Here is a 25587-nt window from a genome sequence, read left to right as displayed (position 1 = left end):
ACATGCAAACTGAAATAATAGCACAATTAGTATTAATTCTTCCAGAGATTCTCATAGCATTAGGAGGCGTTGCATTACTTTTAATTGGTGTTTATTCCAGTGCGCGTTCCTTTTTAACGGTAACGGGTCTAGCCATTGCCCTTCTTGTTGCAACTATTATTATTATTGTTGTTTTTCCGAAAAGCGGCTTATTTCAAACCAATGCGCTCATTATTGACTCTTTTGGTCGTTATATGAAAATTCTAACGCTTGTTGGTGCACTTTTTGCTGTTATTATGTCGGTTGGTTTTATCAGTTCTCAAAAGTTCAATATATTTGAATTTCCTGTGCTGGTTCTTTTTGCAACTCTTGGCATGATGCTGATGATTTCAGCGGGTAATATGCTATCACTTTATATGGGGTTGGAATTACAATCCCTAGCTTTATATGTTCTTGCTGCAATCAATCGTGATAATGTAAAATCTTCTGAAGCTGGTATAAAATATTTTGTTTTAGGAGCGTTATCTTCAGGATTACTGCTTTATGGTATTTCTCTGCTTTATGGCTTTACTGGTCAAATTGGTTTTCACGAAATAGCCATTGCTTTAAAAGGTGAAAGCTTACAATTGGGGGTCATTTTTGCAATTGTTTTTATTTTAGCGGGTTTGGCTTTTAAAATTTCTGCTGTTCCATTTCATATGTGGACACCTGATGTTTATGAAGGAGCGCCAACACCTATTACAGCATTTTTTGCTGGAGCTCCTAAAATTGCCGCGATGGCACTTATTATTCGTGTGATTGTTACGGCCTTTATTCCACTGGAGAATACTGACGGTTCTATGCCTGCATGGCAGCAAATTTTGGTCTTCATGGCGATTACATCGATGCTCCTTGGTGCATTTGCTGCAATTGGTCAAAGCAATATTAAGCGTTTAATGGCTTATTCATCAATTGGTCATATGGGATATGCGCTTGTTGGTTTAGCTTCTGGTGATATGCTTGGAATAAAAAGTGTTATTCTTTATATGACTATTTATCTTAGTATGACGCTTGGTTCATTTGCTTTTATTCTTGGGATGCGCTCGAGTAATGGACATGTTGAAAATATTTATGATCTTTCAGGGCTCATAAAGACGAATCCGTTTATGGCTGTTGTGATGACAATACAACTTTTCTCTCTAGCAAGCATACCACCTATGGCTGGTTTTTTTGGGAAATGGTATACATTTTCTGCTGCGGTTCATGCTGGACTGACTCCCCTCGCAGTTATTGGGATGATAGCGTCTGTTGTTGGAGCTTTTTATTATTTACGAGTCATCAAAATTATGTGGTTCGATGATGCAAAAGCATCTTTTGTTGTGTTATCAAAAGAGCTGCAGTTTTGTCTTGGGCTTTCTGCATTATTTGTTTTATTTTATACGCTTTTTGGAGTTTGGTTCATGGAATTGGCAGAAAAGGCAGCAGCCGCATTATTTTAATATGGTCTATATTTTATCAGATTTTGCACAAAAACAAGGATATACTGTTGAAGCATACGAAAGTGTTGATTCAACAAATCTCATTGCACAACAGAAAGCGCAAGCTGGTCACAAAGGTTATCTTTGGGTTGTTGCACAAGAACAAACGAAGGGAAGAGCAAGAAGAGGGAGGGTTTGGTCTAGTCCGAAAGGGAATCTTTATTCTAGCCTTTTATTAATTGATGGCATTGTTCATCAAACTGCTGCTCAGCTTGGTTTTGTTGCTGGAGTAAGTGTGGTAGAGACCATAGAACAATTTACAGAAAATGAAAAGCAAAAGAGCGATATCGTTAGCTTAAAATGGCCAAATGATATTTTGCTGAGAGGAGCAAAAAGTGCAGGAATTTTGCTCGAGATTTTTAAATTGCCATCAATGCAGGACGCCTTGGTTCTTGGTATTGGAATAAATGTAAAACATCATTATGAAAACGCCCCCTATCTCACTTCAAGCTTAAAGAATATTGGTTTGGATATTGAAAGAGAACAGTTATTTACTGTTTTGACGGAGTGTTTTGCTAAAAATTATCTTCTTTGGAAACAGCTTGGAGGATGTGATGTAATCCGCGAAAAATGGCTTTTATATTCTGCTCACCTTGGGCAGCATGTCAAAATAGTGAATGACGAAAAAATCATCGAAGGTATTTTTGATGGTCTTGATCGTGACTTTAACTGCATCATAAAACAAAAAAATGGTGAGAAAAGCATTATAACAGCTGGAGATGTTCATTTTGGTTCGGCAGCTTCTGTTCATGCAGATCGTTATTAAAAAATTTTATTTTACTGTCGGATTGCCTTAATGATTGAGGAGATGTCTATGGTTTCAGCCAATGAAAATGAATTTGTTTTTTTACCTTTAGGAGGAGTAGGTGAAATAGGAATGAATCTGGCTGCTTACGGATTTGGACCACAGAATCTCCGTGAATGGCTGCTTGTTGATATGGGAGTTAGTTTTGCTGGTCCTGAATTACCAGGAGCAGATCTTATCCTTCCTGATATTCGTTTTCTGGAAAGTGAAAAACACAATGTGCGTGGTCTTGTTTTAACCCATGCTCATGAAGATCACTATGGCGGTGTTCTTGATTTATGGCCAAAGCTTAAAGTCCCACTTTACTGTACGCCTTTTACGGCAGGACTATTGGAATCTAAAAGACAATCAGATTTTGAATCCTATAAAATTTCCCCCAATATTTTTCAAGCTGGTGATTGTTTTCAAGTAGGTTCCTTTGCGCTAGAAGCTATAGCCGTTAACCACTCGATACCAGAATCTGTCTCTTTGGCAATTACAACGTCTTTAGGCACTGTCATCCATACGGGCGATTGGAAAATTGATCGTACACCGTCACTTGGGCCTGTAACGGATGAAAAACGATTACGTGCTCTAGGCAATAAAGGTATTTTGGCATTGCTTTGTGATTCTACGAATGCATGTCGGGATGGTCTAACACCCTCAGAACAGCAAGTTCAGACAAGCCTCTGTGAAGTTTTTTCAAAAGTTGAAGGGCGTGTCGTACTTGCAACTTTTTCCTCTAATATTGCTCGAATACGTTCCATTGCTCTTGCAGCTGAATCCGTTGGGCGCAAGGTTCTTGTTATTGGGCGCTCTCTAAAACGAAGTATTATGGTTGCTCAAGAGCTTGGTTATATGGATGGTTTGGCACCATTTGTGACAGAAGATGATTATGGGTATATTTCACGGAAAGATCTCGTTTTAGTCGTCACAGGAAGTCAAGGGGAATCGAGTGCGGCTCTAGCTAAACTTTCACGTGGTGAAATGAGAAATATTACACTTTCTATTGGTGATACTGTTATTTATTCGTCACGTAGTATTCCAGGAAACGAGAAAGCTATCCTTGAGATACGAAATCGTTTTATCGATAGGGGAATAAAAGTGATTACGAATGAAGATGCTCTTGTTCATGTTTCTGGTCATCCTCGCCGCTTAGAACTTTTACAAATGTATGATTGGGTAAAACCACAAATCCTTGTTCCTGTACATGGTGAGGCAATACACCTTACTGCTCAGGCAGATTTAGCACGTCAAGCAGGTATTAAAATTGTTAGGGATATAAGAAATGGTCATATGCTGCGCCTTGCACCAGAGCCAGTAGAAGTTATTGATCAAGTTCCTGTTGGTCGTATCTATAAAGATGGTTGTCTTATTGGAGATGAAGATGAATTAGGAATTCGGGAACGTCGAAAATTAAGTTACGCTGGTCACGTTACTGTTTCTCTCCATATGAATAGCAAGCATGAGTTATTGGGTGATGTCGGTCTTACCACATTCGGTTTGCCTGAAAGCAATGGAAAAGGGGAAAAATTGAAAGATATCCTTTTAGATATTGTAGAGAATACAGTTTATAGCATCCCACGCATAAAACGAAAAAGTAATGACCTCATTCGAGAAGCAGCGCGACGTGCAGTGAGAGCGGCTGTTTATGAAATTTGGCAAAAAAAGCCTCTCTGTACAGTTTTTTTACATCGATCAAAATAGGAGTATTTGAGTATTGCGGTTTTTTCTTTTTAATGAAGAAAAAGAGAAGGGAATTATCAAATCATTTTATTGCTAGAAGCAAGCATCAGAAGCAAGAGAGTTCATAAATTTTTTAACAATCTGTTCGTTATGTTTGCAAGCATTCAGAATGTCGCTATAGATAAGTATATACTCTTTTTAAATTTTTCTCATATGATAGGTCTGATTAGGAGTTCGTTATTTCAATGCGTCTTTCTCAATATTTCCTTCCACTTTTAAAAGAAAATCCTAAGGAAGCAGAAATTGTTTCTCATCGATTGATGTTACGTGCAGGTATGATTCGTCAACAAACTTCAGGGATTTATTCTTGGCTTCCTTTGGGGAAGAAAGTACTCGATAAAGTTTGTAAGATTATTCGTGAAGAGCAAGAACGAGCAGGTGCGATAGAAATATTAATGCCTACCATTCAGTCTGCAGATCTTTGGCGTGAAAGTGGTCGTTATGATGATTACGGTTTGGAAATGCTCCGTATGAAAGATCGGCAAAAGCGTGATTTACTTTATGGTCCAACAAACGAAGAGATGGTAACAGATATTTTCCGTTCCTATGTTCGTTCTTATAAAGATCTTCCGCTTAATTTGTATCATATTCAATGGAAGTTTCGTGATGAAATCCGTCCACGTTTTGGTGTGATGCGTTCACGAGAGTTTTTAATGAAAGATGCTTATTCTTTTGATCTTGATTATGAAGGTTCTCAAACATCTTATAATCGTATGTTTATTGCTTATTTACGTACTTTTTCTCGACTTGGCTTAAAGGCAATTCCTATGCGTGCTGATACAGGCCCAATTGGTGGTGAACTGAGCCATGAATTTATTATTTTAGCAGAAACTGGAGAAAGTGCGATATTTTGTGATAGACAATTTCTTGAACTCACCGTTCCAGATAGTTCAATCGATTTTAGTGATAGAGCTGTTTTGGCTGATATTGTTAAACGGTGGACGTCTTTTTATGCAGCGACAGAAGAAATGCATAATGAAGAAGAATGGGCTAGAGTTTCTGATCAAAATCGTCTTTCAGCGCGTGGCATTGAAGTAGGGCATATTTTTCACTTTGGTACGAAATATTCTGCACCCATGGGAGCAAAGGTTATGGGACAAGACGGAAAAGAGCATGTCGTCTCTATGGGATCTTATGGTATTGGTCCCTCACGTCTTGTTGCAGCCGCGATTGAAGCTTCTCATGATGAAAATGGTATTATTTGGCCAAAGCCGATTGCTCCGTTTGATGTGGGTATCATCAATATGAAGCCTGATGATGAGAAATGCACATATGCATGTGAAACTCTCTATCAGGCGTTAAAATATGCTGGTTTTGATCCATTATTAGATGATAGAAATGAGCGTCCTGGGTCGAAATTTGCAACGATGGATCTCATTGGTTTGCCAACACAAATCATTGTTGGACCTAAAAGCATTGCACAGAATGAAGTTGAAATGAAAGATCGAAAAACAGGTGTCAAAGAATCTTTAACGGTTGAAGATGTACTCAAACAGTTTTCTGTAGTTTGATAGGCAATGTTATGAAGAGGTTGAGCAGTAAATGGTTTTCATCTTATGAGTGGATGATCGCTTTTCGTTATATGATTCCCAATAAAAAACATGTTGTAGCATCTGTGATTTCCATCATTTCTCTGATTGGAATTATGCTGGGAGTGTTTGCTTTGGTCGTCGTCATGGCAGTGATGAATGGTTTCCGTACAGAGCTTCTCAACCGTATTCTTGGTATGAATGGGCACCTTGTTGTTCAAGCAGTTGATTCTGGTTTTACCGATTATAAAACTCTTATTTCTTCTTTAGAAGCTGTGAATGGTGTCAAGTTTTCTCTACCTGTTATTGAAGGTCAAGCGCTTGTTCAAGGTGAGCTTCAAGGAGGGTCTGGTGCGTTAGTTCGCGGTATGCGCAAACAGGATTTAGAGAAGCTTAAAACAGTTTCTCAAAATATTAAGTTAGGTTCAATTGCGCAATTTGATAAAGAGGAAGGTGTCGCAATTGGCAGTGGTTTGGCGGAAAAATTGGGACTTACCATTGGGCGTGATCTTCGTATTATTACTCCAGATGGTGATGACACTCCTTTTGGAGTAACGCCACGTGTTAAAGCGTATAAAGTGACGGCTATTTTTGAAGTTGGTATGTCTGATTATGATTCAATATTCGTTTTTATGCCTCTTCATGAAGCGCAAATGTTTTTTAATTTAGGAGATACGGTTCAATCTTTAGAATTATTTTTGAATAATCCTGATGCCGTTGATCGAATAAAACCAGTTATAGAAAAAGCTATAGGTCAACAAGTTTATTTAATTGATTGGCGTGAACGCAATCAGGCTTTTTTTTCAGCCTTACAAATTGAACGCAATGTTATGTTTTTCATTCTTTCTCTGATCGTTCTTGTTGCGGCTTTGAATATTATTTCAGGACTCATTATGCTTGTAAAAGATAAAAGCCATGATATTGCCATTTTACGTACCATGGGTGCACAACAAAGTACGATTTTACGTATATTTATTGTTACAGGCATGATGATTGGATTCATTGGAACAATATTAGGCTTAGTGTTTGGTGTGATAGCGACCGCGAATATTAATCATATCCAAGATTTTATTTCTTGGTTATTTAATGTCGATGTTTTTAATCCTCAACTTTATTTTTTAACAAAATTGCCGGCGCAAATTGAATGGGGACAGACAGTTCTCGTTGCCATAATGGCTTTATTTTTATCATTTTTAGCAGCTCTTATTCCAGCATGGCGTGCTGCTAAGCTTGATCCTGTCCAAGCTTTGAGGTATGAATAATGGCAGCTATTTTAGAGCTTGTAGAGATTGAGCAGCATTTTTTTGAGAGTCATAAACCTCTCATTATTTTAGATAAAGCAAATTTTACTCTTAATCGTGGAGAACTTGTCGCACTTGTAGCACCATCTGGTGCAGGAAAATCAACTCTGCTTCATATTGCAGGATTATTAGAAAAACCAACGGCTGGTGATGTGATGTTACGGGGCGTTTCTTGCGCAAAACGTTCTGATAGTGAGCGAACAGCTATCAGACGAAATGATATCGGTTTTGTTTATCAATTTCATCATTTGCTTCCAGAGTTTACAGCGTTGGAAAATGTGATGATACCACAAATGATAGCGGGATTTAAAAAATCTCTTGCTGAAGATCGTGCACTTAAATTACTGACATATCTGCGTATTTCTCATCGCGCCAATCATCGCCCATCAGAATTATCAGGTGGAGAACAACAACGTGTCGCTATTGCACGTGCAGTAGCAAATGGCCCTTCAGTGCTTTTGGCGGATGAACCTACCGGAAATCTTGATCCTGTCACTTCAGCTTATGTTTTTCAAGCTTTATCTGCGCTTGTTCGCCAATCTGGTCTTTCTGCTCTTATTGCAACACATAATTACGCTTTGGCTAAACAAATGCATCGTCGAATTACGCTCAAAGAAAAGAAGATTATTGAACTTCCCTAGATGATGAGGGTACAGAATTTATTCTACAAATCGGAAATTTTACTTATACATCATCACTGAATTCAAGGAGACATTTATGGCAGTTTTTGTCGTTGACGAAAATCAATTGGATGCGCGTCGCCGCCGATTGATTTTTCGTGCATGGCACCGTGGTATTCGTGAGATGGATCTCATCTTTGGACACTATGTAAATGCACATATTTCTGGGATGAGTGATAAAACGGTTTCTGAACTTGAGTATATTATGTCTTTTGATGATCGTGATTTATTAACATGGGTTACAGGAGAAGTGTCTCCCCCTGCTGAAGTTAATAGTCCACTTTTTCGTGACATTGTAAATTATCATATTTGCATAGATTTAAATTGATTCCGATGTCTATATTTAAAAAAATTGTTATTCCCCAAAATATTTCTACTCCCATGATTTTTGATGGGATTACCGATGGATTTGAAGCCTTTGCACTTGCTCAATTGCGTTCAAAAATTGCACAAGATAAGCCACTTATCTATGTTATTCGTGATGGAACAAAAATTTCCCATTTACAGCAAGTTTTAAGTTTTATTGAGCCACATTTACCTGTTCTTCAATTTCCTGCATGGGATTGTCTCCCCTATGATCGGGTCTCACCTGGAAGTGCTGTTATGGCAAGTCGGCTCTCGACTTTGGCTCATATAAGCAGTTTGCGTAAAAATCCACAGGCTGCAATTATATTAACAACAGCAAATGCAATTATGCAAAAATTGCCTCCTCGTGAAATAATTGAAACTCAAGTAATTCACGCACGTGTTGGCCAACGTATGGGGATGGGGCATTTCATTCAATTTTTAGAATCTAATGGTTTTGAACGTGTTACAGTTGTTCGTGATGTTGGTGAATTTGCTGTGAGAGGAGGAATTCTTGATATTTTTTCTCCCATTGATACTGAACCATTACGGCTTGATTTTTTTGGAGACACTCTAGAAACCATCCGTGTATTTGATCCTGCAACCCAAAGAACAACAAGCAAACGAACGGAATTTCTTCTACATTCAATGAGTGAGGTGGTTCTTACAGGTGAATGCATCAGCAGGTTTAAAAGTAACTATATTCGTACATTTGGTGTGTCACAAAAAAAGAACATGCTTTATGAAGCTCTTTCTCAAGGGCGACGTTTTTCCGGTATGGAACATTGGTTACCTTTTTTTTATGAGAAACTTGACACTTTTTTTGATCATTGCGGTAATTTACCAGTAGTTTTTGAACATCTCATAGAGGAAGTGCTTATCGAACGCCATCGCCTTATTGAAGATTATTATAATGCGCGTAAAGAGCATGAAAATGATAAAGAAAATCCTACTTCTTATCATCCCATAAAGCCTAACCTTCTTTATTTAACACCAGAGGATGTCGTAGAAATCACTAAAACATCCGGACAACGTATTGATTTTACGCCTTTTAATGTCCCACAAACTTTTGGAAAAACGGTTATTCATGCAAATGTCAAACTGGGATATGATTTTGTAAAAGAGCGCAATGCGCAAGAGAGAAATGTTTTTTCAAGTGTTGTTCATCATATTACTTCACTGCGTTCTGCTGGCAAGAAGGTATTATTAACTGGTTGGAGTGAAGGATCTCTCACACGTTTGCTGCAGGTTCTAGATGAGCATGGAGTGAAAAAAATAGATGTTGTAAAATCATTACAAACGGTAAAAGCAACACCACGTGATCGCATAACAGCAGCTGTTATACGAATAGAGCATGGTTTTGAAGTGGAAGATTTTGCTCTCATAACAGAGCAAGATATTCTCGGTGACCGTTTCATAAGATCACCCAAACGACGGAAACACAATACAAACTTTATTTCTGAAATTGCAGCTTTAAATTCTGGCGATATGGTTGTGCATGTCGACCATGGTATTGGACAATTTGTTGGTCTTAAAACGATTACAACAACCGGAATTTTACGAGATTGTCTTGAAATTAAATATGCTGGAGGCGATAGGCTTTTCTTACCTGTTGAAAATATCGAACTTCTTTCACGTTATGGATCGGAAGGAACCGATGTTACATTAGACAAGTTAGGTGGTGTTGCTTGGCAAGCGCGCAAAACACGACTTAAAAAACATTTATTGGAAATGGCAGGCCAATTAATCCGTATAGCGGCAGAGCGTGCTCTGCGTTATGCACCTGCTCTAGTTCCGCCAATTGGCCCCTTTGATGAATTTGTTGCACGCTTTCCCTATGAAGAAACAGAAGATCAAATGAATGCTATTGACGCTGTATTAGATGATTTGGCATCAGGCAAACCGATGGATCGCTTAATATGTGGCGATGTTGGCTTTGGAAAAACAGAAGTTGCCATTCGAAGTGCTTTTGTTGCCGCTTTAAATGGATATCAGGTTGCTGTGGTTGTGCCGACAACATTACTTTCACGACAACATTACAAAACTTTTCTTTCACGTTTTCAAGGATTACCTATTAAAATTGGTCATGCATCAAGGCTTGTGAAAGCTAAAGAACTAGCACAAGTCAAAAAGGGTATTGCAGATGGTACGATTGATATTGTCATTGGCACACATGCTCTCTTAAGTGATGCCGTTCATTTTTTACGGTTAGGACTTCTTATCATTGATGAAGAGCAACATTTTGGCGTAAAACACAAAGAGCGTTTAAAAGAGCTCAAAAGTGATATTCACGTTCTCACACTCTCGGCAACTCCCATACCGCGCACTTTAGGACTCGCATTATCAGGGGTACGGGAACTGTCATTAATAACCACTCCTCCCATTGATAGAATGGCGGTGCGTACTTTTATTTCTCCCTTTGATTCACTTGTCATACGCGAAACATTGCTTCGAGAATATTACCGTGGTGGACAAAGTTTTTATGTTTGTCCTCGTATTTCTGATCTTGTTTCTGTAGAAGAGTACCTCAAAACACATGTACCTGAACTCAAATTCGTTGTTGCTCATGGGCAAATGCCAGCTGGACAACTTGATGATATTATGAATGCATTTTATGATGGACAATATGATGTTTTGCTATCAACAACCATTATTGAATCAGGCCTTGATATTCCAACAGCGAATACATTAATCGTACATCGTGCTGAGTTGTTTGGTCTTGCTGCTCTTTATCAATTACGTGGCAGGGTAGGGCGCTCAAAACAACGTGCTTACGCACTTTTTACCTATCCCTCAGGTAAAGTTTTAACGCCTACTGCTGATCGTCGTCTTAAAGTCTTACAATCTCTGGATAGCTTAGGAGCTGGTTTTCAATTGGCAAGTCATGATATGGATATTCGCGGTTCAGGAAATTTTTTAGGTGAAAAACAATCAGGACATATCAAAGAGGTTGGATTTGAACTCTATCAAAAAATGCTTGAAGAAGCTGTTGCTGAATTAAAAGATGGCAAACAGAATGAGGATCAACAATGGTCTCCTCAAATTTCACTTGGTACAACAGTGATGATACCAGAAAGTTTTGTACCTGATTTACCATTACGCATGGGGCTTTATCGTCGTTTAACAGAACTTGATAATTTGGAACAAATCGATGAATTTGCTGCCGAATTAATAGATCGCTTTGGTCCTTTGCCATTGGAGGTTCAGCATCTTCTTAAAGTCTTTTATATTAAAACCTTGTGTCGAAAAGCACATGTGGAAAAATTAGATACGGGACCAAAGGGACTTGTTATACAATTCCGCAATAATTATTTTGCAAACAGTGTTGCTCTTGTCCAGTGGATTGGAAAACAAGGTTCAATGGCAAAAATTAGACCAGACCAAACGATAGCTCTGATTCATGATTGGTTAACGGTCGATGAAAGGCTTACTGGAGTAGCAAAAATTATAACACAGCTTGTAGAAATGGCAGAACACCATTCTGTTTAGAATGTTGTTCTGTATTACATTTATAGCAAAATAATTAAAGAATAAAAATAATTGTAACAAATATTTAGTATGTGTCATAATTAATAAAATGAAATTAATTTTTGACGACCCATAATTTTATAAATAGCAGAAAATAACAAAAATATAAATATATACTCAATAAGTTTCTTATACAGTTTTTATTAAGTCAAAGTATATTAAAGTAAAAATTATTATAAAATAAACTATTTTAGATACAAAAAAATCTACGCCATCTAGATGAAAACGCTGTTGGTTTTCGCGTAGAGAATTATATTGTATGACATTGTTCTTTCTATACTATTTTTTAGTATAATATCTATTATGAACATTGAACTTTTTTCATTTCATGAAGAAATTGTAACAAGAGTTTATAGAACTAAATTTTACTAAACCATTCGTGCATATAGAAAAGCATACGACTTATAATATTTTTTCTTTTATTTGGCAAAACTATATTATGCACTCCCTCAAATGCTCTGCAAATCATAGGTATATTTTCCAAAGATGAATCCCCACGTATGACAGCATTTATTATATTGTCATACAACTCTTTTTTATAATGATAAGGTCCTGTTTTTAGAAGTTCTTTAATGCTTTTGACTAACTTTAGATCTATTGACTGGATTGCATCTTTTGCCCAATTGAAATCCTTCTTTTTCCAACCAAAATCTTTGCGCAAAACAGCAGCTATATCACTATGCAAGATGCTTTCAAAGGTTCTGCAAGCAACAACAAAAATAAGATAGTTTTTCATTATCTCATCATTACCTAAAACATTTTCAGTTACTTTCCATTCATTAAAAAATTGAATTCTTTCTAAATATTCCTTTGCTTTAAGACGCTTTTCTTCATATTCTTTTTCCTCATACTCTTGCGCGATGTATGTTCTATATATCAATTTAAGTTTTTCTTCAGCTAACTTATTTAGTTTTAAAGTAAGCCTGAAATGTTCCTGACTGAGGTCATCCTGTTTTTGCAAAAGCTTATTCTGTTCATGCAAAATCTTGGAGTGTTTTATACGAGGAGTACGTTTTATCAAAAGATTCAACTCATCCAGTTTTTCTTCAATGAATCCAATTTCACTGTCAACAATAATTTTTCTATCTTTAAAACGTTGATATTTTTCATCAAGAGTTTCATTAAAAAGAAATGCAGCATAAACATTTTTTACTCCACATATCAAAGCGAGTAATAAAAAGATCATATTTAACAATCTTTGTAATGAGGAAATCATCTTATTTCACTTTATAAATGGTGTTCTCTATTTCAATAGCGCACTGTTTAATATATTTGCCTGATGATATCAACTCAATTATATACAATATGTGTAAAACGTGTCAGTTAAAACACTCAAAAATTTTTATATTTTACCAAAATATCACTTTTAATTAATACATATCGATACAATATTTTTTTAATGACAGTAATAGATTCATATGATTTTTAGAAAGAATGAAATGTTTTCTTTATTACAAAAATTACTTTTATAGCTTTTTTGTTACTCACTTTAATTTGTTGCTTCAAAAATTCTTATGCAGAGTCCAGCTTAGCCAAATTATTTTTTGATGAAAAATATCAGTATTTTAAAGAGAAAAGAGAGAATATTAACAGTAGAGTAAAATTTATTGAAGAAAAACTTGCTAATTTTAATCTTTTTAAAAATCGCAGTTCTAAGAATACAGAATACTATGGACTCTTGCAGGAACAGAATACGCTTTTGCAAGAACAGAAAGATCTGAAGGATGAATGTTATAATTTGGGTTCTAAATTAAATAGTCTCACTGAAAAAACTAAAATTTATATCTAAAATGCATGTGGCAGGGGAGTACTACGTAGAAGAGTATGAGGAAAAGCTCATTAGAGCAAAAAAATATTTGAAAAAGACTCAATTATTTAACGAATTGAAAATGAATGAAGGTGTTAGAGGTGATGATGAAGTAATGAAGAATTATTTAACCTTTACGATTTTTTTAAAACTCTTTGGAACATATTGCAAAGCGATATAGGTGTTATTTTACGCAAAGATTTTGATTGGAACATAAAGATTTTATTTGGGCAAATAATTCAATAAGTCCCGTTTTAATAGGAGTATTAAAGAATTGTTAACGAACAGTTCTGATAGCTATGAAAAAGAACTATTTAACAATATAAAGGCTGCTATTACACAGGATGACATGTTGTTGAAAAGAGATGCACCTATGCTTTGTAAAACCATGAGAGAAGTACATAAATATAATGCTTTCAATTAAAAGGAAGAATATTCTAAATCGGACAGTTTCTCGTATTGAAGAGTGCTTTAATCAAAGGTAGTTGTTTCTATTCTCGTTACACTTTATGTAAAGTGGAAAGGCTTTTAATTTTTGTACAATAATATATTGGGAGCAAAGCATAAGAAATAATGCTGTCATATAGCATGAAACAAACACTTATAGTGAATACATTAAAATTTCAATTAAGGTTATAGAATAAAGATTTACTATATAATTTATAGAAGAGGCTGATAATATGATTTTTGTTAAAAAAATTTATTACAATATGCTATTAGTTTCGTTCTGTTCTTCGCTGAAAAATATTGATATTTCTACGTTTTAGGAAATTCTTATAAGAAGATTTCACATTATTAGCTTTTTAGTTTATGTTTAACTTTATTTACGAATCTTTGTAAATTTATACCATATATAATAAGTACATACTTATTTTTCTAGAGAGCCATTGCATATGGCTATTCTAGATTAAGTAAAATACAGTAAATTTATTAAATAAATTCTAAATTTAAAGAAGAAACATAACGATTTTTTTTTATTTTATGTAAAAAATAAAGCTATTTTTATAAAATTTTATTATTTTTATCAATATGTTATCATAAATAAAATAATTTTTGTTTAATTATTTTTTACTGACACCACCAAACAGGCAGAGATATCCATAAATTGATATATTAGTAGGGTATTTAATGTATGATCAACGCGTTATCCACTGCAGGTAAATGATACAGAGCTATATAGTAACTTCCAGAAATCAGAATTCTATCCAAAGCTCGAACTTCTGCAATGAAATCAACATCTGGTGTGCATCAAGCATGGCTTTTATCATTGCATCTATAGCAAGATCAGTTGCTCCAGAAAAATTAAAACTCCCTTTTAAATTTCGAGAAGTAGAACTCCAACATTTTATTTGTTCGTTTGCTGGAGAGAGCGTTTTTAAATTTTGCTATAATCATATCATAGTTAAACATTCCCAAACGGTTTTGGTATGACTATCATAAACAGTTCTGACTTCAGCGTGAATACTTATGCGTGACAACATATTTTGAAAGGCAAAAGCAATTTTTGCTTTTTCACGTGATTGAGTCATAATTTCAAATTAAAAAGGCAAACCATTACGGGTAATAGCTTTATTATTTTTTTCGTAAATCCTACTTTTTATAAAAGTTTTCAAGCTTTTTTCATCCTTGATCGATCCATACTTGATCCATTTGTTTTGCAAATACACCAGTTTTCATCAAAAACCTCAGAAAGAACTGTATCAGGATAAGGTGCTAAAAGTGTTTTTTCTTTTTCGCTTGCTGGTTTTCCAACAGATAAAAGAAATAGCTACATCCCAATAATCTCCTATTCTACTATAGATATGATTGCAAAGGCAATGATTGGCCAATTCAAACTCAAAAAGGAGAGACAAAGCTCATCATATTTTTTTATCTTTAAAAATGTTACGATGTGTATAAAAACAGATCTTATGAGATCGACAGAAATTCCCTTTGAGAAATTATTCTTTAATAACACGTTCTTCGCGGACAGCTGGAAAATTATAGGAGTGTTGCCCACGATTGGGATTTGCCTCAATAAAAACAACAATCATACCTTTTAAAGAGGTCCAAAATATGCCATATTATTACAAAATATTCCATTTGCATGCTATCAAAGTTATTTAATCCTTTATTAATGGAAAGATTTTTCCTCAATAATGAGGATTGCGTTTATAAATAATTCATTCACTTAGATCAGCATGTTCAATAATATAGGGACTGCTTCCTGAAATTTTATTCGATTCATTTTGCAAAATCATCAACATTAATAATATGTCGAAGTACTATAAGCATTAGGCTTGCCAAAAAAAATGGAAATTTGCGATCTTTTGAACGTCGGAAGCGTATACCATATAATCTTTGATTCTTTCGATAGCTTCTATATATTTCATATAGCGATCAAATTGAGGTCTTCCTTTATCTTTAAGAAGTTTTATTGTGAAGAATACGTTTTCAACTGTAGTAGCTTTGCATTTGAAAATGCGCACTTTTGGATTCAGAAAAAATAATGTCAGTGCGTGGATTATTTAATTCAACTTTTCTGCCGAGAGGTTATTAAAGTGTAAAAGCTTCATCGCGAGATGCATACCATCATTGTTTTATAAACAAGACTAGAAAATTGTTCATCAGAAAAAAGTTCTCTCGCAGTTGTTCTAAAACTGCGAATGATGAAGAGATTTAATCCATCAAATGTACCAACAAAACCTTAAGTAATTCTACTTTTTCAATTTGCATCAGGAAATGCATAAGGAAAATGTTTAAATTTTTCCAGTAATTTAGCAACTCCATGCATTGCAATATCTCTCGCTAGAGCTTTATGGTTTAAAAGAAGAAGTATAAATATAAAAAATTTAAATTAATAATATCTATAGAATAACAGAAGAATTTACTTTAACTATATTATAATACTGATTCGTTTATACAATTTTATCCCATTTCGTAACACTAAAGTATTTTGTGGATCAATTTCATAAAATCTCAATGCTATAAATGGTGGAATCTGTATAAGAATGCATAAGAATTCAGCTGGCAATTTGTAGTTTTTCCTCTAAATTTGACTTTTCTCTTTATATTGAAGTAAGAAGCGTAAAGAGAGGGTGTCATTTCATTGGTTTAATTTAATACACTTGATTGAAATTATATTTAGTATTCCTGTTGTTGGGGATATTATAAAAGCGCGTTGAAAGGATTAACTTAATCATGTCGCATAAAAATATCTATTCTGTTATTTCAGGGGTAGCGGGAGCTATTGCCCTTTTTTTTACAATTCATACTTCTGCAGGGGCGCAGACTTTATCTCAAGGTTGGTATAAGGTTTGCAGTAAGCAGCATGATGTTGATGTTTGTAACACCATGAACACTGTTGTATCAAATACAGGACAGCCTTTAACAGCCTTTAATCTTGTTGAAATAAAAGGAAAACAAAATGAAAAACGTATAGGTATTCAAGTACCTACAGGTCGTTTTTTGCCAGAAGGGGTTCTCATTCAAATAGGAGATAATTTCTCTAAAAAAGTTCCTTATATTATTTGTAACGGTCCTAGTTGTATTGCCAATGATGTGTTAGATGACAAGCTGATTACAGCTATGAAAAGTGGTTCAAAAATGGTTGTCACTACAATTAATTTCCGTGGTTCAGCTAATCCTATTGAATTTTCTCTTAATGGATTCACAGCTGCATACACAGGTCCTGGTATGGAGGAAAAAGATTTTCAACAAGAACAAATAAAATTGCAACAAGCCATTCAATCCAAGCAAAAAGAGATTGAAGATCGTATGCGCGCTGAGCAAGAGAAAGCGAAACAAAACTAACGAATATACGACACAAGTGAAGTATTTTTTGGATCTTTTTCGCTATGTATACTTGTTGAAACCGCCGCAAAATATTTACGGCGGTTTTCTTATATTTAATTTTTAGAAAGATTTCTACGTTTCCACCAACCAATGCGCTCAGTCTTTGGAGAATCATCAGGGGTTGATGATATAACAACAGGAGTATTGATTTTCTCTTCAACTTTGGAGAAAGTTGGTTTGGCAGTTTCCTCACTTACAGTTTTTTGTTCTGAAGTTTCTTGTGTTGTTAACTCTTTAGAGAGTGCTTTTTTACGCGTTCTACGTATTCGTTTTTTGCTATTTTCAAGCGTTTCTTCCGCGATCTCATGTGCAGTTTCATTCACTTTTTTTGTTTTAACCTTACGTTTTGGAGCTGTTATAGGTTTTTCTTCTAAAGACTCTGCTACTATTACATTTTGATCGTTTTCGATATTTTGCTGACTGTGCACTGTTTTTGACGAACGCGCTTTACGCTTTTTAGGTTTAGCAACCGTATCAACTTTTACAATGTCATCTTGTTGTATATTCAAGTGTTGCGTATCGTTTTTTGCTTCTTCTAATGGAACTGATGGAACAGATTTTTCAGCTGGAATACGACGTTTGCGATAGGCTGTCTTGATTTCTTCTAAGGCCTGTTTGGCAAAATCTCCAACTGGTTCCGCATAAGGAATACGAGGTTGATAAAAACTGTTATCCTGATTGTGCCGCCCACCACGACGTCCCCGACGACGTCCCCGACGACGAGTATCATCATTGAGTGCATCATCTTTTTTATGCATGGTGGAAAGAGAATTCTCATTCATTTCGCCTTGACGATTTTTACGTCGACGTTTTTGTTTTGTTTCAACAAGTGTTCTATCTTCGCTAACAGGGTTATCTATTAAAATCTCATCTGCGATTTCCTCTTTATGACTCTCTTCAAAGAGCAATGGAGTCTGAGAAACTGCTTCTGCTATTGTCCCTTTAGAAATAATGAGATGTTGCGTTCCAATGCTATCATCGGCTTCAATACTAATATTAAGTTTAAAGCGCGTTTCTAGATTAACAAGAATACTGCGTTTATGATTTAAAACATAAAGCGCTGTTGTTACGGGCGTGCGCACAGTGATATTGTGTTGCGGATTGTGAAGAAGATATTCTTCAATTGAGCGCATGACATGTAAAGCGATTGATGATTCAGAACGAACATTTCCTGTTCCAGCACAGTGCGGGCAGGGTTGTGTTGTACTTTCTAAAACGGATACGCGAATACGTTGACGGCTCATTTCCAAAAGGCCAAAATGTGAAATGTGACCAACTTGAATACGAGCACGATCACTTTTTAAGCAATCTTTCAATTTTTTCTCAACTAGTCTCACATTACGTTCTTCAAGCATATCGATAAAATCAATCACAATCAAACCAGCAAGATCACGTAAACGTAATTGACGTGCTATTTCTTCTGCAGCTTCAAGATTGGTCTGTAATGCTGTTTTTTCAACAGACAGCTCTTTGGTAGAACGACCAGAATTGACATCAATAGCAACAAGCGCTTCTGTTTGATTAATAACAAGATAACCACCAGATTTTAAAGAAACTTGCGGGTGCAACATTTTATCAAGTTGCATTTCAATATTATTGCGCGTAAAAATCGGAATAGGGTCACGATAAGGCTGTACAACTTTTGCATGACTTGGCATAAGCATACGCATGAAATCTTTTGCTTCACGATATCCTTGGTCACCTGAAACAAGAATTTCATTGATATTTTTATTGTAAAGGTCTCGTATAGAACGTTTTATGAGATTACTTTCTTCATGAACAAGACATGGAGCGGTAGATTTGAGAGTCAAAGTGCGGATAGTATCCCACAATCGGGTAAGATACTCATAATCGCGTTTAATCTCGGCCTTTGTTCTATTTGCTCCAGCCGTTCGTAAAATAACCCCCATGCCTTTAGGAACAGCTAACTCTTTGACAATTTCTTTAAGACGCTTGCGATCTTGTACATTGGTTATTTTTCGCGAGATACCACCCCCACGTGCTGTGTTGGGCATGAGAACAGAATAACGACCTGCTAGGGATAAATATGTTGTGAGTGCAGCACCTTTATTGCCACGTTCTTCCTTGATAACTTGCACCAACAAAATTTGACGCCGCTTAATCACTTCTTGAATTTTATATTGACGTCCTTGTTTTCGTTGATAGGTAGGGAGTTCTTCACGCACATCCTCAGCACCAACCATTTCAATATCATCATGAGCAATACTTGCACTAAAAGCTTCTTCTGCATCATCAACGGTTATTGCTTCAGATCTCATGTCATTTTCAACACCAGCTGCCATGACATCATTACGCTCATCTTTTTTTGTTTTTCTGGAGCGTCGTTTATTCTTTTTTGTTTCTTCAGTAGGGGCATCTACATCATTGTCTCCCACAGCAGCTTTTTCTTCTTCTTCGAGAAGGGCCAAACGATCCGCAATAGGAATTTGATAATAATCGGGATGAATTTCAGAAAACGTCAAAAAACCATGGCGATTACCACCATATTCTACAAAAGCGGCTTGGAGCGATGGCTCTACACGTGTAATACGTGCCAGATAAATATTCCCCTTAAGCTGCTTTTTATGTTCTGATTCAAAATCAAGTTCCTCAATTTTGTTGCCGTGAACGACAACAACACGTGTTTCCTCCGGATGGGAGGCATCTATAAGCATTTTGTTTGACATAAGTTAAAATCCTGAAGGCGACAAGCGCAACTTTATTCAAACGAATAGTATGGCTATTCGCAAATGTGAGGGGCTGTCTGCCATAAAAGGGAAGTACCAGTAAAACAGAACGGGATACTCCATAGAGATGCATGACTGCATTTACAGTAATTCTCATCATCATTTCCCTCTGTTTTTTGTGACTCATAATTTTTGTAAGTCTCCGGTAAAATAATCTTTTAAATAGCTCGGATATCCGAACCAGCGAATCTAAATAACGTAATCCTAGCTTTTGTGACACAAAAAATTTTCATCCATAAAAGCCTGAATGTATAACGTGGTAAGAAATATTCTAAAAAACAACTTAATATGGACTACAGATTATTTAGGTGGTTACTATTGGCTAGGAAGCCGTAAATGTTCTTTTATGTTGATATCATGATTTTGGCAAGTAACAATGTAAATACATATCATTATAATGCCTTTATTGCCTTAATTTAATTTTTAGAGGTATTTTTTAAAGTTGGAGAATTCAGCATTTATTGAAAAAGATGAAATAAATCTGATAGATCGCTTTTATACCATTGAGATCAATTGTTGCTAATAGAGAATTTAAGAGTATTTCACTTATGATAAAAGGGGTTTCTATCAAAAAGCCAAAAGCAGCCTATTGGGATATTATTTTGTACGTCCTATGTTATGTATTCTTTTTTTTAACATTTCAAATAAATATCCAAGCGGCAAATGCTTTAGAACTTGTTGATTTGCGAACTATTGGAGATAGTGCACGAACACGTATTATTGCGGTTTTTAATGCTGAACCCAATGTTCGTTTACAGATTTTGGATAAGCCTGCCCGTTTGATTATTAATTTGCCTACTGTTGATTTTTCCACACAAAATACACCTTTTAAAAAACAGAAGACATTATCAAGTATGTTATCAGATGTTCGTTATGGTTTTTCTGATATACGGACTTCACGCATTATTTTGACGAGTAAAATTGCGTTTGTTGTTGAAAAGAATACAGTCCAAAAATTAGAGAATGGTTTATGGCAACTCCTGATTGATATTCGTAAAACGACACAAGAAGAGTTTAATGAAATATTTGAAAAACAAGAAAGCAACAAGCTTGATACAAAAATACAACGAATAACAACACGTAATTTTCGTGTTGTTCTTGATCCTGGTCACGGTGGAATTGATGGAGGTGCGCGAGGTATTAGTGGGATTTTAGAAAAAGATGTAACACTTGCCTTTGCTCGTGTTTTGCGAGATGAATTAAAAAAATACTCTCATATCACCGTAGCATTAACACGCGATTCTAATATTTTTTTAAGATTGAGTGAAAGAGTTAAAAAAGCGCAAGAATTTGATGCCGATCTTTTTATATCTATTCATGCAGATACTATTAATTTACGTTCTCTTCGTGGTGCTACAGTCTATACCATATCAGACAAAGCATCTGATGCAATTGCAAAGTCCTTAGCTGAAAATGAAAATAGAGTTGATCTTCTGGATGGTTTACCGGCAGATGAATCGCTTGAAGTTACAGATATTTTGCTCGATCTTACCCGACGTGAAACGCACGCATTTTCGGTGAGTTTTGCGAATAGTGTTGTTGCAAATTTATCAAAAAGTAATATCAATCTGATAAATAATCCTCATCGATATGCTGATTTTCAAGTTTTAAGGGCCTCAGACATCCCCTCTGTTTTGATAGAAATTGGTTATTTATCCAATAAAGAGGATGAAGAATTATTAAACAATCCCCAATGGAGAAAACAAATGGCTATCTCAATTGCGCATTCTATCCGCCAATTTGCTGAATATAGGCAGAAAATTATGCAGCCTCTTTAAATTGGTGAGAAAATAAAGTATCAGTATCGGGTTCTGATAGAGTTTAGTATAAACAATAAAAGATAAAAATAGTTTTTCTTTATCTTCCTTCTCGCGGTGATATCCGCGCAGCGTTCGTAAGATAACATATTTTTCTTTAATCAATTCTAAAGGAGTGGATAGCCGTTCTGATGATGATTTTTTTTAGATACCTTTTGAGTTTTGTTATGCTTCTTGGGTTTTTCCGAGCAATGATAGAAGATGCATTCGCAACAGATCAGGCGAATATACTTCCTGATTATGAAGTTTTATCGCTCTATGAACCACCTGTGATGACACGCGTTCATGCTGCTGATGGTAGCCTGATGGCAGAGTTTGCAACGAAGCATCGCCTTTATTTACCGATTCAATCAATACCCAAAATTCTTAAAGAAGCTTTTATTTCCGCTGAAGACAAAAATTTTTATCATCATTTTGGCTTAGATCCCGAAGGACTTTCTAGAGCTTTAATCAATAATATCCGTAATATTGGTTCAGGGAAACGCCCAGAAGGGGCATCAACCATTACACAACAAGTCGCTAAAAACTTTCTTTTAAATTCAGAAGCAACATTAGAACGGAAGTTAAAAGAAGCTATCCTAGCGATGCGTATTGAGAAAACCTATTCAAAAGAACATATTCTTGAGCTTTATCTCAATGAAATTTATCTTGGTCGTGGCACTTATGGTATCGCGGCTGCTGCTTTGACGTATTTCAATAAATCCGTCAATGACCTAACATTAGAGGAATGTGCTTATTTGGCGGCTCTTCCAAAAGGTCCGGGAAATTATGATCCCTTCAAAAATACACAGCGTGCTATTAATCGGCGCAATTGGGTTATAGATCGAATGGTAACAAATGGATATGTTACGCGTGATCAAGGAGAAAAAGCGAAAAACAAGCCCTTAGGAGCGAGATTACGTGGTAGTGATAGTTATGTTTTTGCTGCTGACTATTTTACTGAAGAGGTACGCCGCCGTTTAATGCGTCGTTATGGTGCAAAAACACTTTATGAGGGTGGACTTTCGATTCGTACAACATTAGATCCACATTTACAAATTCTTGCTCGAAAAGCTTTACACGATGGGCTCATTAAATTTGATCATTCACAAGGATGGCGTGGAGCTTATAATCGTATTGATAAAAAAGATGATTGGGGGGGAGAGCTTGCAAATATCACGGGGTTAAGTGATGTTCCTGAATGGCGTTTAGCTGTTGTTCTTTCTGCTAATGCCAATAAAGTAGAGATTGGTTTGCAACCTCAGCGTGAAAATTCAGGTTTATTATCAAAAAAACGGGAAACAGCTATTTTATCTGAGAAGGATTCAAAGTGGGCTTTAAATGTTGTGAAAGAAAATGGCTACCGAAGGGTTGCTCATAATCTATCGCAAGTTCTGCAAGTTGGCGATGTTATTTTTGTTGAAAAAATACCCAATACAAACAATATTTATCGTTTACAACAGATTCCCAAAGTTGAAGGTGCTATTGTTGCGATGGAACCTGAGACAGGACGTGTTCTTGCAATGGTAGGAGGATTTTCTTTTTCTACATCTGAATTTAATCGCGCGACACAAGCCTATCGCCAGCCTGGTTCTGCTTTCAAACCTTTTGTGTATGCAGCGGCGCTCGATAATGGATACACACCAGCATCTGTTGTTTTAGATGGCCCCATCGAAATTCGCCAATATAATGGTGAGATTTGGCAGCCTAAAAATTATGGTGGTACATATGCAGGACCGTCAACACTACGTTATGGCATTGAACATTCCCGCAATCTTATGACCATACGCCTTGCCTATGATATGGGAATGCCTCTTGTTTCTGAATATGCAGAGCGTTTTGGCATTGTTGATAAATTACAACCTTATCTTCCCATGGCCTTAGGAGCTGGGGAGACAACGGTTTTACGAATGGTGACAGCTTATTCAGTAATAGCCAATGGAGGACGCTCTATTCATCCTTCTCTCATAGACAGAATTCAAGATCGTTATGGAAAAACCATTTATCGGCATGATGATCGTCTCTGTGAGAATTGTAATGTTCAGGCTTGGGATAATCAAAATGAACCCAAATTAATTGATGAAAGAGATCAAGTTCTTGATCCTATGACGGCTTATCAGATTACATCAATGATGGAGGGGGTTGTTCAACGCGGTACAGCAGCACGTTTACGTTACCTTAATCGGCATATTGCGGCTAAAACAGGAACCACCAATGATTCTAAAGATGTATGGTTTATGGGTTTTACCCCTGATCTTGTCGTCGGTGTTTTTGTTGGTTACGATCAACCAGCATCATTAGGATATAATGGCACCGGCAGTTCATTAGCTGCACCTATTTTTGGAGAATTTATGGAAGGCGCTTTGAAAGGAAAACCAAATGTGCCATTTAAAATGCCAGAGGGTATGATTTTAATGCCAATTAATCGTAAGACAGGCATGCTTGCAGAAAGAGGAGAGCAAGATGTCATTATAGAAGCATTTAAACCAGGAACTGGACCTGCTGATATCTATCAAGTCATTGGTGGTACAGATTCTTTTCAAGAAGGAGTTCCAGCAATGACCACTTCTCCACAGGTTAATAAAGCTCTTGAAAGCGGTACAGGTGGGCTGTATTAATCACAAAATTCTCTTTTGATATAACGGATGAATGGAATAAACGCATTTTATCTGCTTTTTGCAGTGTCCTACATTAAAACAGATTGATGAGGTGATACCATCCTCTTATTACGATCATTGATTTGTAGAAAATGTTCAAAAATATAACGAGAAAGAATAAAAAATAAAAACGACGGTGTGAAATTATGCGAGCAGAAATAGAAACATTAGTTGATGAAATCCAACAAGCAATTAAATTGCTAAGGGGGCATCTTTGACTGGGATCAATCACTCAAACGTCTCGAATATCTCAATCAAAAAGCAGAGGATCCAACACTTTGGAATGATGCGCAACAAGCACAGGATATGATGCGTGAGCGTCAGCGTCTTGATGATTCAATTCAGGGTCTTCGATCATTTACAAAAACACTTGAAGAGTGCATTGAATTAATCGCGATGGGTGAAGAAGAAAGTGATATCGAAATTATCACTGATGCAGAAAACACCATACGTAATCTTAAGAATGCAATAGAGAAAAAACAGATTGATGTGCTTCTTTCAGGAGAAGCAGATCAGAATGACACTTATCTAGAAGTTCATGCCGGTGCAGGAGGCACGGAAAGCCAAGATTGGGCTTCTATGTTGTTACGTATGTATACGCGTTGGGCTGAACAGCATAACATGAAGGTTGAAATATTAGAAATTCATGATGGAGAAGAAGCCGGCATAAAATCAGCAACTCTTTTCGTAAAAGGACATAATGCATATGGTATGTTGAAAACAGAATCAGGGGTTCACCGTTTGGTACGCATTTCGCCGTTTGATTCTAATGCAAAACGCCATACCTCTTTCGCAAGCATTTGGGTTTATCCAGTCATTGATGATAATATTGAAGTTGACGTATCAGAGGCAGATGTTCGTATTGATACCTATCGTGCATCAGGGGCAGGAGGTCAACATGTCAATACGACAGATTCTGCAGTTCGTATCACACATATAAAAACGGGTATTGTTGTTCAATGTCAAACGGAGCGTTCTCAGCATAAAAATAGAGCAACTGCATGGTCTATGTTACGCGCAAGACTCTATGAAGAAGAGCTCAAAAAGAGAGAAGAAGAAACAAATGCTGTTGAAGCTTCGAAAACAGAAATCGGATGGGGACATCAAATTAGGTCTTATGTTCTGCAACCCTACCAGCTTGTCAAAGATTTACGCACAGGTGTTGAAAACACTGATCCACAATCCGTACTCAATGGCAATTTAGATGCATTCATAGAAGCAGCACTTGCACGGCGCATTTACGGAAAAGCCCAGGAAATTGAAGACATTGATTAACCAAAGGCAATATTTTTAAGATGATTGCTTGATCCGTTAATTCTATTCCCATTGCTAGATTT

At 36.2% G+C, this 25587-nt stretch carries 14 protein-coding genes; 12 read left to right on the top strand and 2 right to left on the bottom strand.

The features are described 5' to 3' along the window. Nucleotides 1-2: 2 nt before the first annotated feature. The 8 genes from nuoN (at nt 3) to mfd (ending at nt 11370) form a co-directional block, all read left to right on the top strand. Nucleotides 3-1457: an NADH-quinone oxidoreductase subunit NuoN gene (gene nuoN, locus PVV64_RS04745; protein ID WP_273759988.1), complete on the top strand. Its 1455-nt coding sequence runs from the start codon at nt 3-5 to the stop codon at nt 1455-1457. A gap of 1 nt (nt 1458) precedes the next feature. Then, on the top strand, nt 1459-2262 hold the full coding sequence (locus PVV64_RS04740; protein WP_273759987.1) for a biotin--[acetyl-CoA-carboxylase] ligase: 804 nt from the start codon (nt 1459-1461) through the stop codon (nt 2260-2262). A 48-nt stretch (nt 2263-2310) separates the two neighbouring features. Beyond that, nucleotides 2311-3987, top strand: a complete 1677-nt coding sequence (locus tag PVV64_RS04735) for a ribonuclease J (RefSeq protein ID WP_273759986.1) — start codon at nt 2311-2313, stop codon at nt 3985-3987. A gap of 224 nt (nt 3988-4211) precedes the next feature. Further along, nucleotides 4212-5537 carry a proline--tRNA ligase gene (gene proS, locus PVV64_RS04730; protein WP_273759984.1) on the top strand — a complete coding sequence of 442 codons (1326 nt, stop codon included), beginning with the start codon at nt 4212-4214 and terminating at the stop codon, nt 5535-5537. Nucleotides 5538-5548: 11 nt separating this feature from the next. Next, nucleotides 5549-6817, top strand: a complete 1269-nt coding sequence (locus PVV64_RS04725; RefSeq protein ID WP_273759983.1) for a lipoprotein-releasing ABC transporter permease subunit — start codon at nt 5549-5551, stop codon at nt 6815-6817. Then, nucleotides 6817-7497 (top strand): ABC transporter ATP-binding protein, encoded by a 681-nt coding sequence (locus PVV64_RS04720; protein ID WP_273759982.1) that lies wholly within the window; start codon nt 6817-6819, stop codon nt 7495-7497. Before PVV64_RS04725 ends, PVV64_RS04720 begins: the two co-directional genes overlap by 1 nt. A 76-nt stretch (nt 7498-7573) precedes the next feature. Beyond that, complete coding sequence (locus PVV64_RS04715) at nt 7574-7864, top strand: succinate dehydrogenase assembly factor 2 (protein WP_273759981.1); 291 nt, start codon at nt 7574-7576, stop codon at nt 7862-7864. A gap of 5 nt (nt 7865-7869) precedes the next feature. Beyond that, nucleotides 7870-11370: a transcription-repair coupling factor gene (mfd, locus tag PVV64_RS04710; RefSeq protein ID WP_273759980.1), complete on the top strand. Its 3501-nt coding sequence runs from the start codon at nt 7870-7872 to the stop codon at nt 11368-11370. A 397-nt stretch (nt 11371-11767) separates the two neighbouring features. Here mfd and PVV64_RS04705 read toward each other — a convergent pair whose 3' ends face one another. Next, nucleotides 11768-12595, bottom strand: a complete 828-nt coding sequence (locus PVV64_RS04705) for a hypothetical protein (protein WP_273759979.1) — start codon at nt 12593-12595, stop codon at nt 11768-11770. A gap of 3801 nt (nt 12596-16396) precedes the next feature. Between PVV64_RS04705 and PVV64_RS04700 the strand changes: the two genes are divergently transcribed. After that, the gene (locus PVV64_RS04700; RefSeq protein ID WP_273759978.1) at nt 16397-17008 is read left to right on the top strand and encodes an invasion associated locus B family protein; all 612 of its coding nucleotides are present in this window, start codon (nt 16397-16399) and stop codon (nt 17006-17008) included. Nucleotides 17009-17103: 95 nt separating this feature from the next. Here the strand turns inward: PVV64_RS04700 and PVV64_RS04695 are convergent, their stop codons facing one another. Next, nucleotides 17104-19737 (bottom strand): ribonuclease E/G, encoded by a 2634-nt coding sequence (locus tag PVV64_RS04695; RefSeq protein WP_273759977.1) that lies wholly within the window; start codon nt 19735-19737, stop codon nt 17104-17106. 608 nt (nt 19738-20345) lie between these two features. Between PVV64_RS04695 and PVV64_RS04690 the strand changes: the two genes are divergently transcribed. From PVV64_RS04690 to prfB, 3 genes are all read left to right on the top strand, one after another. Beyond that, nucleotides 20346-21575, top strand: a complete 1230-nt coding sequence (locus PVV64_RS04690) for an N-acetylmuramoyl-L-alanine amidase (protein WP_273759976.1) — start codon at nt 20346-20348, stop codon at nt 21573-21575. Nucleotides 21576-21805: 230 nt separating this feature from the next. Continuing rightward, complete coding sequence (locus PVV64_RS04685) at nt 21806-24211, top strand: penicillin-binding protein 1A (RefSeq protein ID WP_342753411.1); 2406 nt, start codon at nt 21806-21808, stop codon at nt 24209-24211. Between the two features lie 185 nt (nt 24212-24396). Further along, nucleotides 24397-25525 (top strand): peptide chain release factor 2 gene (gene prfB, locus PVV64_RS04680; protein ID WP_273759974.1). Its coding sequence is split into 2 segments (ribosomal slippage): nt 24397-24465 and nt 24467-25525, totalling 1128 coding nucleotides; the frame shifts between segments, so codons are not numbered across the junction. Nucleotides 25526-25587: the final 62 nt, after the last annotated feature.

Origin of the sequence: Bartonella sp. ML70XJBT.G (genome assembly GCF_028618575.1) — a bacterium.
Lineage (GTDB): Bacteria > Pseudomonadota > Alphaproteobacteria > Rhizobiales > Rhizobiaceae > Bartonella.
Note: the sequence above shows the minus strand (reverse complement) of the source record. Positions and strands in the feature narration are given on the sequence as shown.